Annotated in this window: 15 protein-coding genes; 7 read left to right on the top strand and 8 right to left on the bottom strand. The window is 68.0% G+C overall.

The window, feature by feature from the left end:
• Nucleotides 1-6 precede the first annotated feature (6 nt).
• The 7 genes from WS57_RS33890 (at nt 7) to WS57_RS33865 (ending at nt 5,655) form a co-directional block, all read left to right on the top strand.
• Nucleotides 7-1,149, top strand: coding sequence for a porin (locus WS57_RS33890; RefSeq protein WP_069245390.1), 1,143 nt, complete (start codon nt 7-9; stop codon nt 1,147-1,149).
• Between the two features lie 303 nt (nt 1,150-1,452).
• On the top strand, nt 1,453-1,680 hold the full coding sequence (locus tag WS57_RS33885) for a hypothetical protein (RefSeq protein ID WP_009693647.1): 228 nt from the start codon (nt 1,453-1,455) through the stop codon (nt 1,678-1,680).
• A gap of 234 nt (nt 1,681-1,914) precedes the next feature.
• On the top strand, nt 1,915-3,270 hold the full coding sequence (gene gor / locus WS57_RS33880; RefSeq protein ID WP_069245389.1) for a glutathione-disulfide reductase: 1,356 nt from the start codon (nt 1,915-1,917) through the stop codon (nt 3,268-3,270).
• A gap of 242 nt (nt 3,271-3,512) precedes the next feature.
• The gene (locus WS57_RS37450; protein ID WP_155774385.1) at nt 3,513-3,791 is read left to right on the top strand and encodes a hypothetical protein; all 279 of its coding nucleotides are present in this window, start codon (nt 3,513-3,515) and stop codon (nt 3,789-3,791) included.
• Complete coding sequence (locus WS57_RS33875) at nt 3,788-4,465, top strand: CsgG/HfaB family protein (protein WP_059481687.1); 678 nt, start codon at nt 3,788-3,790, stop codon at nt 4,463-4,465. Before WS57_RS37450 ends, WS57_RS33875 begins: the two co-directional genes overlap by 4 nt.
• 70 nt (nt 4,466-4,535) lie before the next feature.
• Nucleotides 4,536-4,979, top strand: coding sequence for a DUF4810 domain-containing protein (locus tag WS57_RS33870; protein ID WP_059516835.1), 444 nt, complete (start codon nt 4,536-4,538; stop codon nt 4,977-4,979).
• A gap of 10 nt (nt 4,980-4,989) precedes the next feature.
• Nucleotides 4,990-5,655: a DUF799 domain-containing protein gene (locus tag WS57_RS33865; RefSeq protein ID WP_040128419.1), complete on the top strand. Its 666-nt coding sequence runs from the start codon at nt 4,990-4,992 to the stop codon at nt 5,653-5,655.
• A 119-nt stretch (nt 5,656-5,774) separates the two neighbouring features.
• Here the strand turns inward: WS57_RS33865 and WS57_RS33860 are convergent, their stop codons facing one another.
• The 8 genes from WS57_RS33860 to WS57_RS33825 form a co-directional block, all read right to left on the bottom strand.
• Nucleotides 5,775-7,076 (bottom strand): NAD(P)/FAD-dependent oxidoreductase, encoded by a 1,302-nt coding sequence (locus WS57_RS33860; RefSeq protein WP_060299667.1) that lies wholly within the window; start codon nt 7,074-7,076, stop codon nt 5,775-5,777.
• 22 nt (nt 7,077-7,098) lie between these two features.
• Nucleotides 7,099-8,403: an NAD(P)/FAD-dependent oxidoreductase gene (locus WS57_RS33855; protein WP_069245388.1), complete on the bottom strand. Its 1,305-nt coding sequence runs from the start codon at nt 8,401-8,403 to the stop codon at nt 7,099-7,101.
• Nucleotides 8,404-8,514: 111 nt separating this feature from the next.
• A complete protein-coding gene (locus tag WS57_RS33850; protein ID WP_059516826.1) occupies nt 8,515-10,092 on the bottom strand; it encodes a DUF3138 family protein in 1,578 nt (525 codons plus the stop codon).
• A 102-nt stretch (nt 10,093-10,194) separates the two neighbouring features.
• Nucleotides 10,195-11,040: an ABC transporter permease subunit gene (locus WS57_RS33845; protein WP_040128415.1), complete on the bottom strand. Its 846-nt coding sequence runs from the start codon at nt 11,038-11,040 to the stop codon at nt 10,195-10,197.
• Nucleotides 11,037-12,029 (bottom strand): ABC transporter permease subunit, encoded by a 993-nt coding sequence (locus tag WS57_RS33840; protein ID WP_069244234.1) that lies wholly within the window; start codon nt 12,027-12,029, stop codon nt 11,037-11,039. Before WS57_RS33840 ends, WS57_RS33845 begins: the two co-directional genes overlap by 4 nt.
• Before the next feature lie 10 nt (nt 12,030-12,039).
• Entirely contained in the window at nt 12,040-13,194 is a 1,155-nt protein-coding gene (locus WS57_RS33835) for an ABC transporter ATP-binding protein (protein WP_040128411.1), read from the bottom strand.
• 189 nt (nt 13,195-13,383) lie between these two features.
• Nucleotides 13,384-14,499 carry a polyamine ABC transporter substrate-binding protein gene (locus tag WS57_RS33830; RefSeq protein WP_059481503.1) on the bottom strand — a complete coding sequence of 372 codons (1,116 nt, stop codon included), beginning with the start codon at nt 14,497-14,499 and terminating at the stop codon, nt 13,384-13,386.
• A gap of 61 nt (nt 14,500-14,560) precedes the next feature.
• On the bottom strand, nt 14,561-15,991 hold the full coding sequence (locus tag WS57_RS33825) for an aspartate aminotransferase family protein (protein WP_069245387.1): 1,431 nt from the start codon (nt 15,989-15,991) through the stop codon (nt 14,561-14,563).
• Between the last annotated feature and the right edge of the window lie 13 nt (nt 15,992-16,004).

The following is a 16,004-nucleotide window of genomic DNA, read 5'->3' as shown; positions in this document are numbered from 1 at the left end:
AACACCATGAAAGCATGGGTTGGAGCGGGATCCGCCGCGCTGGCCACACTCGCGTGCGCGCCGGCATGTGCGCAGGGCAGCGTGACGCTGTACGGCGTCGTCGATACGGGCGTCGAATTCGTTTCGCATGCGGATGCTGCGGGCAACAGCGTGGTGCGCATGCCCGGCATCACCGGCGAGCTGCCGTCGCGCTGGGGGCTGCGCGGCAGCGAAGCGCTCGGCGGCGGCTGGCGCGCGAATTTCGTGCTCGAGAACGGCTTCAACCTGCGCAACGGCGCCGCGAACCAGGGCGGGCGGCTGTTCGGCCGGCAGGCGTGGGTCGGCGTGGACGGCCCGTACGGCAGCCTGAGCTTCGGCCGCCAGTACACGATGACGTACTGGGCGGTGGCCGATGCCGACCTGCTCGGGCCCGACATCTACGGCGGCCTCGCGTCGTTCGACCAGTACCTGCCGAGCGCGCGCAGCGACAGCACGATCGCGTACAAGGGCGCGTTCGGCGGGCTGACCGTCGGCGCGACCTGGTCGTTCGGGCGCGATGCGGCCGGCACCGGCAATTCGCCCGGGCAGGGTACCTGCGCCGGCCCGGTGGCGGGCAGTGCGCAGACCTGCCGCGAGTGGTCGGCGATGCTGCGCTACGACGCGCGCGGCTTCGGCGTGGCGGCCGCGTACGACGAGCAGCGCGGCGGCGCGGGCGCGGCCGCGAGCTTCTACGACGGCGTCGCGCCGGTCGCGTTCACGCAGCCGGGCGACAAGGACGTGCGGATGCAGCTGAACGGTTATGGCGAATTCGGCGCATGGCGTTTCGGCGGCGGCTGGCTCGGCCGCCGCGTGCGGCTCGTGTCCGCGCAGACGCCGAACGTCGGCTACGACCAGTTCTACCTGACCGCGTCGTGGCGCGCCGCGCCGTTCCTGGTCGTCGACGGCGGCGCATACCGGATCGTCAATCGCGTGCATGACGCGCGCGGCACGATCGGCGTGCTGCGCGGCACCTACCTGCTGTCCAAGCGCACGGCCGTCTACCTGCAGGGCGCGTATCTGTGGAACAGCGCGCACGCGCAGTACACGGTCAGCCAGGGCGGCGGCGGGACGACGCCCGCGCCCGGCATGACGCAGCTCGGCGTGATGGCCGGTATCCGGCACCAGTTCTGAACGGCGCGCCCGCCGGGCCGGCGCGCGTTATTCGGCGTTTGCTTCATCGCATTGCGCAATCCGTAAGCGATCCGTCGGCATTCCAGAACATACTTTGACAATGCGCGTGCGTGCTTTCCGCTACGCTGCGTGCATCGCCCGCCGTGTGCCGCAGCGCACGCGCGTGCGTCGTTCCGGTGTGCGCACGGCGCATCGTGCGCCGCCGGCCTGGTGCGTAACTTGTGTATCCGGTGATGACAAACGCGGTCCGCCGGTTTTTTTCGTGGGACGATCGGCTCACGATTTTCTTGAGAGGGGTTGACGATGGGTATCCTGAACACCGTGGGTGAAATCGCTGGCGCAGTGGCGGCCGTCGAGGCGGCGGAGAAGGTCGATCCGGATGCAGGCCTGCTGACCAAGGCGGCCGCGGCCGTCGCCGGCTTCAAGGGCGCCGAGGCGCTCGAAGGCCTGCTCGAGAAGAAGGAAGAGCAGCCCGAGCAGGCTGCGGACGATACGCAGGCGACGGACGGCGGCGACACGTCGCAGGCCTGACGAGCATGGCGGCCGCTCCGGCCCGTGCGCGCCCTTCGCGCGGCCGGGCGGAGCGGTGCCGCGCAACCGGCGGGTCGGGCATGCGGTCGATCGGTGACGCATGACACACCCGGCAGTCGGATTGACCGGCGAGAGGCGACGTCTCTCGCCGTTTTTTATGGCGCGCGCGGCGCGCCGCACGAAATCCCGAATCTTGCTATCGTGCCGTCATCCGAACTGCGATGAGGGCATGCGATGGATTTCGACTACGACCTGTTCGTGATCGGGGCCGGCTCGGGCGGCGTGCGGCTGGCCCGGATGTCGGCTTCATACGGCGCACGCGTCGGCATTGCGGAACAGGAGCAGATCGGCGGCACCTGCGTGCTGCGCGGCTGCATCCCGAAGAAACTGCTCGTCTACGCGTCGCACTATCCGCACGACGTCGACGATGCGAAGGGCTTCGGCTGGCGCTTCGGCGCCGGCACGCTCGACTGGCCCGCGCTGATCGCCGCGAAGGATCGCGAGATCAATCGCCTGAGCGACATCTACATCGGCCTGCTGCGGCAGTCCGGCGTCGACATGCACGAGGGGCGCGCGACGCTCGTCGATGCGCACACGGTCGCCGTCGGCGAGCGCCGCTTCCGCGCGCGCCACATCGCGATCGCGACCGGCTCGCGCCCGTCGCTGCCGCCGCGGCCGGGCATCGAACACGCGATCACGTCGCGCGAGGCGCTGTCGCTCGCCGCGCTGCCGGCGCGCATCGCGGTGGTCGGCGGCGGCTACATCGCGGTCGAGTTCGCCGGCATCTTCAACGGCTTCGGCAGCCGGGTCGACCTGTTCTATCGCGGCGAGAAGATCCTGCGCGGCTTCGACGACGACGTGCGGCAGTTCCTGTCCGATGAAATGACGAAACAGGGCGTCGCGATCCATGCGGGCGCGACGGTCGACGCGATCGCGCGCGCGGACGACGGCTCGCTGAGCGTGCGCGTCGGCGATGCGCGACACGGGCCGTACGACGCGGTGCTCTACGCGACCGGGCGCGTGCCGAACGTCGAGGGGCTCGGGCTCGAACAGACGGGCGTCGCGCTCGACGCGCGCGGCGCGATCGCGGTCGATGCGTATTCGGCGACGTCGGTCGACTCGATCCACGCGATCGGCGACGTGACCTCGCGCCCGCAGCTCACGCCGGTGGCGACGCGCGACGCCGGGCTGCTCGCGACGACGCTGTTCGGCGGGCGGCGCGTCGCGGCCGACCACGCCGCGGTGCCGTCGGCCGTGTTCAGCCAGCCCGAAGTCGCGACGGTCGGCCTGACCGAGGCGGCCGCCCGTGCGCTGCACGGCGACGTCGACATCTACCGCACGTCGTTCAGGGCACTGCGCCACACGCTGTCGGGCCGCGACGAGCGCACGCTGATGAAACTGGTGGTCGCGCGCGACAGCCAGCGCGTGGTGGGCGCGCACATGGTCGGCCGCGAAGCGGGCGAGATCATCCAGGGCATCGCGATCGCGATGCGCGCGGGCGCGACGAAGGCGCAGTTCGACGACACGATCGGCATTCATCCGACCGCGGCCGAGGAATTCGTGACGATGCGCCAGAAGGTGGCGGAATAACGAGCGCGCACGAGCCGGCGTGCGGGTGGCGCCGGCCGTTGCGCCGGTCGGCGCGGCAATCGAATCAAAGCGCGAATTCGTGCGCATGCTCCGCAGCGCCGCTGCCGGCAAGGCTCGGCGAAATATTTGCGCAAAACGAGGTGCGGCGTCGTCGATGCCGTCAAAACCGTTAATTATTATCAGGATTCCCCGTCTCGATAAAAGCGTTTGCTATCATCGCGCCGAACGATATACGGGGCCGCATGATGCGCGATCAACAGCGCAGCAATCAGAATAATCGGGTGACCAGCGCGCGCGAATCTCGACCGCGTCGGCGCTTTTCCGCTTTTCGCCGCAACACGTCCGTGGCGCGCGGCTTCCTTTCCTGTCCCGCCGTCGCCGGCCTGGCGACGCATCGGGCCGCACGCGCGCCGCGTCGATGCACGCATGCGCGCGGCCCCCGCAGTTTCGATCGCCGGCTCGCACACGCGCCGGCGCGCCCGTTCCGGGCAATCTTTCCAGGCAAGGAGACCCAGCAATGAACCTTCAGACACGACGCACCGTGGTCGTCGCGGCGGCCGTCGTCGCGGCGCTGTCCGGCTGCGCGACCGAGTCGTCGCGCACGCTCGACGTGCCGGCCGTCAGCAGCGCGCAGAAACCGTATGCGGGCAAGCCCGTCGCGATCGCGGTCGGCAAGTTCGACAACCGCTCGAGCTACATGCGCGGCATTTTCTCGGACGGCATCGACCGCCTCGGCGGCCAGGCGAAGACGATCCTCGTCACGCGCCTGCAGCAGAGCCGGCGCTTCAACGTGCTCGACCGCGAGAACCTCGACGAGATCAAGCAGGAAGCCGGCTTCATGAAGAAGGCGCAGGCCGTGAAGGGCGCGAACTACGTGGTGACGGGCGACGTGACCGAGTTCGGCCGCAAGGACGTCGGCGATCACCAGCTGTTCGGCATCCTCGGTCGCGGCAAGACGCAGGTCGCGTATGCGAAGGTCAACCTGAACATCGTCGACACGACAACGTCGGAAGTCGTCGCCTCGAGCCAGGGCGCGGGCGAGTTCAGCCTGTCGAACCGCGAGGTGATCGGCTTCGGCGGTACGGCCGGCTACGACTCGACGCTGAACGGCAAGGTGCTCGACCTCGCGATCCAGGAGGCCGTGAACCATCTCGCCGAGCAGGTCGACGCCGGCGCGCTGAAGACCGCGCAATAAGCGCTGCGGGCGCCGGGGCCGGCGCCGCGAGCGAACGATTCACCACGACATCAAAAAAAGAGAACAGACCATGAAACGGGCTAACTGGCTGCCGGCGACGGCCGCCGCACTGCTGCTCGCCGGCTGCGCGAGCTCGACACCGCCGCTTTACCAGTGGAGCGGCTACCAGCCGCAGGTGTACGAATACTTCAAGGGGCAGAAGTCGCCGCAGGAGCAGATCGACGCGCTCGAAAAGGCGCTGCAGGACATTCGCGGCAAGGGCCATACGCCACCGCCGGGGTTCCATGCGCATCTCGGGATGCTGTACGCGAGCGTCGGCAACGGTCAGCAGGCCGCGCAGGAGTTCGAGGCCGAGAAGCAGCTGTTTCCGGAATCCTCGACCTACATGGATTTCCTGCTGAAGAAGAAAGACGGCGCGCCCCGGCCGGCCGATCCGAAGGCGGCCGCCCGGAGCGCCGCCGGCCAGACGATCGCCGGCCAGAAGACGGCCGATTCGAACCCCGCCAAACAGTGACGCGCCCGCCATGTTCAAGACTCTTTCATTCAAGCTGATGTCCGTGCTGTCGATCGCCGTGCTGTTGAGCGCGTGCGCACAGCCGGTCAAGCGACCCGACTACACGGCGTTCAAGAAGAGCCAGCCGCGCTCGATCCTCGTGCTGCCGCCCGTCAACGAGACTTCCGACGTCGGCGCGACCTACGGGATGCTGTCGCAGATGACGCTGCCGCTCGCCGAGTCCGGCTATTACGTCGTTCCGGTCGCGGTGATGGACGAAACCTTCAAGCAGAACGGCCTGACGAACGCGGCCGAGATCCAGGAAACGCCGGCCGCCAAGCTGCGCGAGATCTTCGGCGCGGATGCCGCGCTGTACTCGAAGGTGTCGCAGTACGGGACCGTGTACCGGATTCTCGCGAGCGCGACCGTCGTGTCGGCCTCGGCGAAGCTCGTCGACCTGCGCACCGGCGACGTGCTGTGGCAGGGCAGCGCCAGCGCGGCCAGCGACGAAAGCGGCAACAACGGCGGCGGCAGCCTGATCGGCATGCTGGTGACGGCCGCGGTCAAGCAGGTCGCGAATACGCTGATGGACCAGAGCCACGACGTCGCGGCGTTCACGAGCAGCCGGCTGCTGACGGCGGGGCCGCCCAACGGCCTGCTGTACGGCCCGCATTCGCCGAAGTACGGCACCGACTGACGGGCGCCGGCCGGGTTGGCGGCCATGCCGGCCCGCCGCGCCGCGAGACGGCGATCCGGCTCGACGGCCGCGCCCATGCGCGGCCGTTTTTGCATCGACGCGGCGTGCGCGCGTGGTGTTCAGTGCACGCCGAACGCGTCGAGCAGCCGATACCAGCTCATCGCGAGCACCAGCGCCGGCGTGCGCAGCGTCGCACCGCCGGGGAAGTCGCGGTGCCGGATCTTGCCGAACAGGTCGAAGCGGCTCGCCTGCCCGTCGATCGCCTCGGCGATCAGCTTGCCCGCCAGCGCGGTCGTATTCACGCCGTGCCCCGAAAACCCCTGCGCGAAATACAGCGTCGGCGCGATGCGCCCGAAGTGCGGCGCGCGGTTCATCGTGATGTCGACGAAGCCGCCCCACGCGTAGTCGATCTTCACGTCCGCGAGCTGCGGGAACGTCTTGAGCATGTCCGCGCGCATCGCTTCGGCGAGACGGCGCGGCGCGCGCGTCGAATAGCTGACCTTGCCGCCCCACACGACGCGCGTGTCGGGCGCGGGCCGGAAATAGTCGAGTACGAAACGGCTGTCGCAGATCGCCGCGCGCGCGGGCATCAGCGCGGCGGCGCGCGCTTCGCCGAGCGGCTCGGTGGCGATCACGTAGGTGCCGACCGGCATGATCTTCTTCGACAGCGCGGGCGACAGCGTGCCGACATAGGTATTGCACGCAAGCACGACGAAACGGGCGCGCACCTGGCCCTGCGCCGTCTCGACCAGATGGCCGCCCGACACGTCGCGCACGCGCGTCACGCAGCTGTCCTCGTGGATCCGCACGCCGGCGTCGGTCGCCGCGCGCGCGAGGCCGAGCGTGTAGTTCAGCGGATGCAGGTGGCCGCTGTCCGGGTCGTACAGGCCGCCGCAATAGCGCGACGACTGCACGTAGTCGCCGAGATCCTCCGCTTCGACGAAATGAAAGCGCTCGTAGCCGAAGCGCTTCGCGGCGTCGTCGCGCCAGCGCCTGAGCGCATCGGCGTCGCGCTCGGTGTTCGCGGCGGTCAGGTAGCCGGGCACCAGCGCGCAGTCGATGTCGTGCTTCGCGATGCGCGACTTCACGAGCGACAGCGTTTCCAGCCCCATGTCCCAGATGCGCTTCACGTCGCTTTCCGGCATGAACTGCGCGAACGTGTCGATGTCGCACGCGAAGCCGCCGATCAGCTGGCCGCCGTTGCGGCCGCTCGCGGCCCATCCGACCCGCGACGCTTCGAGCACGGTCACCGAATGGCCGCGCTCGGCGAGATTGAGCGCGGCGGACAGGCCGGTGAGGCCCGCGCCGATCACGCACACGTCGGCATCGGTCGCGCCGGCGAGCGGCGCATGGCGGGTCGTATCGTTGGCGGTCGCCGCGTAGTACGACGCGACGTGCGGCTGGTTGGCGAATGTCTGCATGATAAGGATGGCGAAGAAGGGCTCAGAACAGCTCGCGCACGCGGTGGTACAGCATCCCGAGTTCGAGCGCGGGCTGCCGCCACGCGTCGCCGCCCGGAAAGCGGCGGTGGCGCAGTTGCGCGAACAGGTCGAACGCGCGCGTGTCGCCCGCGATCGCGCCGGCGATCGTGCGCCCGGCGATGCCGGTCAGCGCGACGCCGTGTCCGCTGAAGCCCTGGACATAGAAGAAGTTCGGATCGAGCGCGCCGAAGTCCGGCGCGCGGTTGCGCGTGACGTCGACGAAGCCGCCCCACGCGTGCTCGACGCGCACGTCGTCGAGCTGCGGGAACACGCCGACCATGCGCCGGCGGATCGTGTCGGCGAGCGTGTCGGGCGACGCGCCCGCCGAGTTCGCGCGGCCGCCGAACAGCATCCGGTGGTCGGCCGACAGCCGGAAGTAGTCGAGGAAGAAGTTGTTGTCGCACACGGCCTCGCGCTGCGCGATCAGCGCGTCTGCGCGCGCCTTGCCGAGCGGCTCGGTCGCGATGATGTACGACGCGATCGGCGCGATGCGCGCGGCGGTCGATGCGGGCAGGATGCCGCCCGGACCGGCGTTGCAGCACGACACGACGAAGCGGCAGCGCACTTCGCCGGTCGGCGTGCGCACGACCGGCCGCGCGCCGCGCACGACGTCGAGCGCGGGCGTGTGCGCGTACAGCGCGATGCCTTCGCGGCGCGCGGCGTCGGCGAGGCCGAGGCAATACTTGAGCGGATGCAGGTGGCCCGACAGCGGATCGTAGACGCCCGCGAGATAGCGCGTCGACGCGATGCGCGCACGGATCTCGCCGGTTTCGAGCCACGCCAGCGACGGATGGCCCCAGCGCGTGGTCGCGGCTTCCATCCACGCATGCAGGTCGTCGATGCGGCGCGGCTTCGTCGCGACCGTCAGGTAGCCGCGCGTGAAGTCGCAGTCGATCCCGTAGCGCGCGATGCGCTCGGCGATCAGCGCGACGCCGTCGAGCGACAGCGACCACGCGGCGCGTGCGCCGGATGCGCCGAGCTGGCGCTCGATCTCCTCGTCCTTCGCGAAGCCGGTGATCGCCTGGCCGCCGTTGCGTCCCGACGCGCCCCAGCCGGGACGATGCGCGTCGATCACGGCGACCGACAGCCCGCGCGCGCGACAGTCGAGCGCCGTCGACAGGCCCGCGAAGCCGGCGCCGATCACGCAGACGTCGACGTCGATCGTGTCGTCGAGCACCGGGTCGTCCGCGGCCGGCCGCACGGCCGTCGCTTCGTAGTACGAGTCGCGCGCGAGCGCATCGGCACGGCGGGTGAAAGACTGCGTCATGAAACCGACTCCCTCGTTGCGGCCGGCGGCGATGCGCGACGCATCGCCGCCGGGCCGGTAGAAACGGCGCGGGACGCCGTGCGCGCGGCACGGCGTCCCGCGCGGACCGCATCAGAACGAATAGATGAACTGCGTCGCGAGCAGGTCGTTGGACTTGCCGTACGAACCGTCGTTGCGCAGGAACACCTTGTTGTTCGCCCAGTCGTGGCGGTATTCGACCTTCACGGTGATCTGCTGGGTCGGATAGAACAGCAGGTCGAGCGCGACGTCCTGGCGGATCGCGCCCTTGCAGTCGAAGCCCAGGCCGCCGTTCGCCTTCGACGTCGCGAGGCAGTCCGCATCGACGCCGAAGCCGTTGTACGGATCCATCCCGTTGCCGTTCAGCGCGATGCCGCCGCCGCCGCCGCCGTTCTTGCGGTTCACGAGCGCATCGTAGCGCAGCGTCACGCCCATGCGGCCGACCACCGGCGCGTTGAACTTGCGGTGCGCGAGCAGCGACAGGCCGTACCACTGCGCGAGCCCGCCGTTGTAGGCTGCATGCTGCTGCTGGCCGTAGTCGAGTTCGGCGTTGTACTGCACGTCGGCGAGCGTGTAGGTCGCATCGGCTTCCGCGAAGAAGAACGTGCCGTAGGCGTTCGGCGCCGCGCCGCCGACGCCGTACGATACGTTGCCGGTGGTCGGGTCGATCGCGCTCGGCAGCGTCTGCCGGCCGATGTTGAACGAGCCGCCGATGTCGAGCGCGCTCGACCACGTGTAGTCCAAGCGACCGGTGAAGGTCGGCACCTTGTTGCTGGTCGTGATCGGATCGCCGAGTGCGTTGGTGCCCGTCTGCGTGACCGAGCCGTAGGTGCGGTACTGCTCGTTGCCGAGGAAGAACTTCCACGCCCAGTTGCCCTTCGTGTAGTTCGCGCCCGCGCCGACGTAGCTGCCCGGATCGGAGAAGTCGTACAGCAGGTTGTGCGTGAGCGTGAGCATCTGGTTCGACTGCTGCACCTCGTAGCCGCCGAAGCTCGGGATCAAACCGGCGACGAGCGTCGTCTCGGCGGTGATCGGCACGTTGATGACCGCCGTGTTCAGCAGGTTGTCGGTGATCGAGCCGCGCGAGTTCTGCAGCAGCGTGATGCCGTTGCCGCGGTTCGGCATCAGCGTGATCTCGGCCGACGGCGCCATCGGCCCGACGCCGAAGGTCTTCTTGATGTCGAGGTAGAGGTCGCCGAACGTGCTGTTGAAGTAGTTGTACGCGTTCTCGTGGTTCGCGAACAGGAACGACGAGGTGCCGGCCGCGCGGTTGTAGATGTAGGTCGGGTCGAGGTAGCCCGTCACCGACAGCCCGGCGAGCGGGCCCGTGTTGGCCGCGTCCGTCAGCGAGTCGACCTTCAGCTGCTGGTTGGCGATCTGCTGCTTCATTTCGCTGACGTCGTCGTTGCTCAGCACGGCGGGCGCCTTGCCGTAGTCGGGCGAGCCCGGATCGGCCGCGACCGCGACCGGTGCGGCGCCGGCCTTCGCGCCGGCTTGCGCGACCGGCGCGCCGGCCGGCCGCGCGGCGAGCTGCGCCTGCATGGCCTTCATCTGCTTCTGCAGCGCGGCGACCTGCGCCTGCAGCGCCTTGATCTCGGCGGATGTCGAGTCGGCCAGCGCGATGCCCGGCAACGCGCCGGCCACCAGCAGGCAGATCAGTTTCTTCTTCATTGCGGATTCTCCTTGTCGTGCGCCTTGTCAATGCGTGGTCGAATCGCGCGCCGCGCGAAGCGGCGCGCAGGGTTTGTTATCGGAGCAAAGGGAAGCGGAAGCTCATGCGGCGGCCACCGCGAACGCCGCCTTCATGTCGGCCATGCGACGCCGCTCGCGCGCGATCATCATCTGGTTCACGACGATCACGCCGATCGTCACCGCCGTGATGAACAGCGTCGCCAGCGCGTTCATCTCCGGGTTCAGCCCCAGCCGCACGCGCGAGAACACCACCAGCGGCAGCGTCGTCGAACCGGGCCCCGACAGGAACGCCGACAGCACCAGGTCGTCGATCGACAGCGTGAACGACAACAGCCAGCCCGACAGTAGCGCCTGCGAGATCAGCGGCAGCGTCACCACGAAGAACACCTTCAGCGGCGTCGCGCCGAGATCGAGCGCCGCCTCCTCCAGCGACTTGTTCATCTCCTTCACGCGCGACTGCACGATGATCGCCACGTACGACACGCACAGCATCACGTGGCCGATCCAGATCGTCACCATCCCGCGCCCCTTCGGCCAGCCGAACATCTGCTCCAGCGCGACGAACAGCAGCAGCAGCGAGATCCCCTGGATCACCTCCGGAATCACCAGCGGCGCGTTGATCATCCCCGTGTACAGCGTGAAGCCCTTGAAGCGTCCGAAGCGCGCCAGCACGAAACCCGCCCACGTGCCGATCACGACCGAGGCGGTCGCCGTCAGCAGGCCGATCTTCAGCGACAGCCACGCGGCGCTCAGCAGCTCGTCGTCCTGCCACAGCGCCGCGTACCACTTCAGCGAGAAGCCCGACCACACCGTCACCAGCTTCGACTCGTTGAACGAGTACACGACCAGGCTGATGATCGGGATGTACAGGAACAGGAACCCGAAGGCGAGAACGCCCGTCGACAGCGGTTTGCTCGGCTTGATCATTTCGCGTCCTCCAGTTCCTTGACCTGGTAGTACTGGAACAGCGCCATCGGCACCAGCAGCAGCACCACCATCGCGACCGTCACGGCCGACGCCATCGGCCAGTCCATGTTGTTGAAGAATTCATCCCACATCACGCGCCCGATCATCAGCGTGTCCGCGCCGCCCAGCAGCTCCGGAATCACGTACTCGCCGACCGCCGGAATGAACACCAGCAGGCTGCCCGCGATGATCCCGTTCTTCGACAGCGGCAGCGTGATGCGCGTGAACGCGACCCACGGCTTCGCGCCGAGGTCGTATGCGGCCTCCAGCAGCGTGAGGTCCATCTTCACGAGGTGCGCGTACAGCGGCATCACCATGAACGGCAGGTACGAATAGACCATCCCGATGTAGACGCCCGCATCGCTGTGATAGAGCCGCAGCGGCGTGTGGATGATGCCCAGCGCGATCAGCGCATGGTTCAGCAGGCCGTCGTCCTTCAGGATGCCGATCCATGCGTACACGCGGATCAGGAACGAGGTCCAGAACGGCAGCATCACGGCCATCATCAGCACGTTGCGCGTGCCCGGCTCCGAGCGCGCGATGTAGTACGCCATCGGATAGCCGATCAGCAGGCACAGCACCGTCGATACAGCGGCCATCTTCAGCGAGCTGAGGTAGGTCGCGACGTACAGGTCGTCCTGCAGCAGGAACGCGTAGTGCGACAGCTGCAGCGCGAAGTGCACGACGCCGTCCTTGATCTCGACGAGCGACGTGTACGGCGGGATGCCCATCACCTGGTCGGCGAAGCTGATCTTCAGCACCAGCACGAACGGCAGCGCGAAGAAGATCGCGAGCCACAGGAACGGCACGCCGATCACCACGCTGCGGCCCGACGGCAGCAAGCGCGACAGCCGCGGGAAGCGATTGCCGCGCGCGGCAGTCGAGGCCGCGGTCGCGGCGGCGGCGCCGGACGACACCGGCGCGGACGAGGGGGAAGCGGAAGTTCTCATCGCGTGGTCCTCACTGCGTCAGCACGACGCCGCTGGACGGCGACCACGACACGAACACGTCGTCGTTCCATGCGGGCGCGCCGTCGTGCAGCAGGTGCGAGCTCGACAGGTTCGACACGACCGTCTTGCCGCTCGGCAGCCGCACGTGGTAGAGCGAGTACGCGCCCATGTAGGCGATGTCGGTGACGACGCCGCGCGCCCAGTTGTGCGGCGAGGCCGGCTTCTCGCGTGACACGTGCACGCGCTCCGGGCGCACCGAGATGCCGACCGGCATGCCGAGCGGGCCGGTGATGCCGTGGCTCACGTGCATGCGCGCCTCGAGGTCGTCGCTCTCGACGAAGATGTGGTCGGGCTCGTCTTCGACCACGCGCCCCTCGAACAGGTTGGTCGAGCCGATGAACTCGGCCGAGAAGCGGCTGTTCGGGAATTCGTACACTTCGCCCGGCGCGCCGATCTGCACGATCTTGCCCTCGCTCATCACCGCGAGGCGGCTGGCCATCGTCATCGCCTCTTCCTGGTCGTGCGTGACCATCACGCAGGTGACGTCGACCTTCTCGATGATGTTGACGAGTTCGAGCTGGGTCTTCTGGCGGATCTTCTTGTCGAGCGCGGACATCGGCTCGTCGAGTAGCAGCAGCTTCGGGCGCTTGACCAGCGAGCGCGCGAGCGCGACGCGCTGCTGCTGGCCGCCGGACAGCTGGTGCGGCTTGCGCTGCGCGTACTTGCTCATCTGCACGAGCGCGAGCGCGTCGGCCACGCGCTCCCTGATCTCGTTCTTCGGCGTGCCTTCCTGCTTCAGGCCGAACGCGACGTTCGACTCGACCGTCATGTGCGGGAACAGCGCGTACGACTGGAACATCATGTTCACCGGGCGGCGGTACGGCGGCAGCGACGCGAGGTCCTCGCCGTCGACGTAGATCTTGCCGGAGGTGGCCGTCTCCAGCCCGGCGAGCATGCGCAGCAGCGTCGACTTGCCGCAGCCCGAGCTGCCGAGCAGTGCGAACAGCTCGTTCTTCGCGATCGTCAGGTTCACGTTGTCGACGGCCGTGCTGTCGCCGAATTTCTTCACGACGTTTTCGATGCGCACGAAGGCGTCGTTCTTCGAACGGGCCACGGCAGCCGGTTGGGCCTGGCGTGCAGCAGCGGAAGAGGGTATCGATTGCATGGGAGTCACCATTCGTTCTTCACGGATTGCAGGCGTGAGCGTCCCCGCGCGAGGCGCGCAGCGCGACTCGCGGGATACGGCGCATGCCGGATGGAACAGTTGCGCGCGGCGCGCGCGGGCGGACGGTCGTCCGCGAATCTCAGGCGGGCAGGCGTACCGCCGGGCCTGCGCCGCCGGAATGCATCGCGATCAGTGGCCGGTCTTCAGCTGCGCCCACAGACGGTTCTGCAGACGCAGGATGTCGGCCGGCATCGGCTTCATCAGCACCATCTTCTTCAGCACGTCCTCGGGCGGATAGACGGTCGGGTCCTGCGCGACGGCCGGCGTGACGAACTGGTGCGCGGCCTTGTTCGCGGTCGGGTAGAACACCGTGTTGGTGATCGCCGCATTGACCTTCGGATCGGACACGTAGTTGATCCACTTCAGCGCGTTCTCGGGGTGCGGCGCATCCTTCGGGATCACCATCACGTCGAACCACAGCAGCCCGCCTTCCTTCGGGTTCGCGAACTTGATGTCGTACGAGCGCTTCGCTTCGGACGCGCGACGATGCGCGATGCCGACGTCGCCCGACCACCCGAGCACGACGCACACGTCGTTGTTCGCGAGGTCGTTGATGTAGCCGGACGAGTTGAACTGCGTGATGTACGGGCGGACTTTCTTCAGCACTTCGAAGGCAGCCTGGTAGTCGGCCGGATTCGTGCTGTTCGGGTTCTTGCCCATGTATTGCAGCGTGGCCGCGAACACGTCGACGGCCTGGTCGAGGATCGACACGCCGCAGCTCTTCAGCTTTTCCATGTTGGCCGGGTCGAACACCAGCGCCCAGCTGTCGACCGGCGCCTTGTCGCCGAGCACCTTCTTCACGGCCTGCACGTTGTAGCCGATACCGTCGGTGCCGTAGGCCCAGGGGACGCCGTACTGGTTGCCCGGATCCGCATCGGCAATCATCTTCATCAACAGCGGATCGAGGTTCGCGAGGTTCGGCAGCTTCGACTTGTCGAGCTTCTGGTACACGCCGGCCTGGATCTGCTTGGCCATGTAGTTCGACGTCGGCACGACGATGTCGTAGCCCGAGCTGCCGGCCAGCAGCTTCGCCTGGAGCGTGTCGTCGCTGTCGTAGTTGTCGTACTTGACGTGGATCCCGGTCTGCTTCTGGAAGTTCGGAATCGTGTCCGGCGCGATGTAGTCGGACCAGTTGTAGACGTTCAGCTCGTCGGCGTGCGCCGTCGGGCTGGCGACTGACGTGAACGCGGCCACCGCGGCGAGCGCGGCGGCGGAACAGGCTTGGCGAAGATAGCGAGCACGCATGGTGGAGTTCCCCTGGTTATGGCGGCGTGCGGCGCCCGCCGCACGCCTGTAGGCAAAGCCGTTACGAAAGACCCAGTTGCTGGGCGGTCGCATCGACGGCTTTCTTCGCCTTCGACACGAGTTCATCGATTTCCTGGCGCGAGATCACGAGCGGCGGCGACAGCAGCATCCGGTCGCCGGTCGCGCGCATGATCAGGTTGCCGTTGAAGCAGAAGTCGCGGCAGATCGTGCCGACGTCGCCGCCGTTCGCGAAGCGGCGACGCTCGGCCGGCGCCTCGGCGAGCTGCAGGCTCGCGACGAGGCCGTGACCGTGCACCTCGCCGACGATCGGATGACGCGCGAAGGTTTCGCGCATCAGCGCCTGGAAGTACGGGCCCGTGTCGGTCTTCGCCTGCTCGACGATGCCGCCGTCGCGCAGCAGCTTCAGGTTCGCGACCGCGACTGCGGCTGCCACCGGATGCCCCGAGTACGTGAGGCCATGGTTGAATTCGCCGTTGTCGATGATCGGCCGCGCAATGCGCTCGTGGATGCCGACCGCGCCCATCGGGATATAGCCCGACGTCAGGCCCTTGGCCATCGTGATCAGGTCCGGCTCGAAGCCGAAGTGCTGGTGTGCGAACCATTCGCCGGTGCGCCCGAACCCGCCGATCACTTCGTCGGCGACCAGCAGGATGTCGTACTTGCGGCAGATCCGCTCGATCTCCGGCCAGTACGTCGACGGCGGGAAGATCACGCCGCCCGCGCCCTGGAACGGCTCGCCGATGAACGCCGCGACGTTCTCCGCGCCGAGTTCGAGAATCTTCGCCTCGAGCTGCTGCGCACGCGCGAGGCCGAATGCCTCGGGCGTCTCGCCCGGCTGCGCCTCGCCGAAGAAATACGGCTGGTCGATATGCACGATGTTCTCGACCTTCGACGGCATCTGCTCGTGCATGTAGCCCATCCCGCCGAGCGTGCCGCCGGCGATCGTCGAGCCGTGATAGCCGTTGCGGCGCGAGATCACGTATTTCTTCTGCGGCTTGCCCTGCACGCGCCAGTACTGGTGCACGACGCGCAGCACCGTGTCGTTGCCTTCCGAGCCGCTGTTGCAGTAGAAGAAGTGGTTGAAGCCGGCCGGCGTGACTTCCGCGAGCATCGCGGACAGCTCGATCACCGGCGGGTGCGTGGTCTTGAAGAACGTGTTGTAGAACGGCAGCTCCTGCAGCTGGCGATACGCGGCGTCGGCGAGTTCCTTGCGGCCGTAGCCGACGTTCACGCACCAGAGGCCGGCCATCCCGTCGATGATCTTGTTGCCTTCCGAGTCCCACAGGTAGACGCCGTCGGCCTTCACGATCACGCGGCTGCCCGCGCGGTTCAGCGCGCCCATGTCCGAGAACGGATGGATGTGGTGCGCGGCGTCGAGCGCGCGGTATTCGGCGGTCGAGCGCGCGGCTTGCGCGGCGCGGGCCGCGGGCGCGGCGGGCTGGATCCAGGCAGATTCGTTGCGGTACGTCATGTTTCCTCCGTAT

This window comes from Burkholderia pseudomultivorans (assembly GCF_001718415.1).
GTDB classification, from domain to species: domain Bacteria; phylum Pseudomonadota; class Gammaproteobacteria; order Burkholderiales; family Burkholderiaceae; genus Burkholderia; species Burkholderia pseudomultivorans_A.
This window is presented reverse-complemented; position numbering and strand designations above follow the sequence as displayed.